At 49.5% G+C, this 1,094-nt stretch carries 1 protein-coding gene; it reads left to right on the plus strand.

The annotated features are described in order from the left end of the window. Nucleotides 1-956, plus strand: a 956-nt coding sequence (locus tag V6D20_23830) for a CoA ester lyase (GenBank protein HEY9818811.1), incomplete at its 5' end; no start/stop codon positions are given. Between the last annotated feature and the right edge of the window lie 138 nt (nucleotides 957-1,094).

The following is a 1,094-nucleotide window of genomic DNA, read 5'->3' on the forward strand; positions in this document are numbered from 1 at the left end:
TGCATCAAAACGCCGCAGATCCAACCAAATCCCCTGTCGACCATGTGATGGCAGACCTCGAGGATGCCTGCCCGTATGAGTACAAGGGGGATAAGAGCAGAGAGGTAATGGTCGAGGCGCTTAACACACTGGACTTCGGTAAGAAGGTGGTGACTGTAAGGCCCAATAACCTCCGCTCGGAGTTCTTCAGGGGGGATATGGAGGCGGTGATGAGCAGGGCTGTGGACAGGTTTCATGGGGTGATAGTGCCGAAGGTCTGGGGACCGGAGGACATAAGGCTGGTTTCTGATCTCCTGGATGAATTAGAGGCAAAATACCGTTGGAAGACAACGGTGGCGATTGAGTCTCTTATAGAGAGGCCTCACGCGCTTGAGCACGCATATGAGATTGCTACTGCATCGGAGAGGATGGCGGGGCTTATATTCGGTATAGCTGACTACGCTGCGGAGCTTGGGGCAGATCCGGATTTACTCCTGGACAGGCAGAATGAGATATTCTACTATGAGAAAAAGGCCGTGGTCACAGCGGCGAAGGCTGCGGGGCTTCATGCTATTGATAATGTCTATCTCAGGATCTGGAGGAAGGGTGAGAGCCAGGAGGTGATAGCTGAGGTTGAGGAGGGACTCAGGAGGAAGAATGAGGGGGCGGCCGCTATAGGGATGGATGGGACATGGGTGATTCATCCCCAGCAGATAAGGATATCAAATGAATGCTATACACCAACCGAAAAGCAGATAGAAGAGGCTAAATATCAGCTCGATTTCTATCATGAGATGGGAGGGGGCTCTATGTTTGATCCAAAGACAGGGCAGATGATAGACGAGGCTACTGCAAAGATAGCGCTTATGAGGGTCTCTAAGGCCTACATGGCTGGGCTCGTAGATAAGGAATACGTGGATTCCATGGCCAGCAAAAGTAAGTCGATTACAGGCTACGATATCAGAAAGGGAAAATAAGTAGATGTATCAATTAACAGTCAAAAAAAGGAAGGTCCGAACAATTAGATTATTATTGTTATCTCATGTACTTGCAAATTAAGTTGAACCGGCTCTCTAATAGCTGCTGAAACTGCAAGCCTGACCGGCGGTTGAATG

Source organism: Candidatus Obscuribacterales bacterium (assembly GCA_036703605.1).
Taxonomy (GTDB): domain Bacteria; phylum Cyanobacteriota; class Cyanobacteriia; order RECH01; family RECH01; genus RECH01.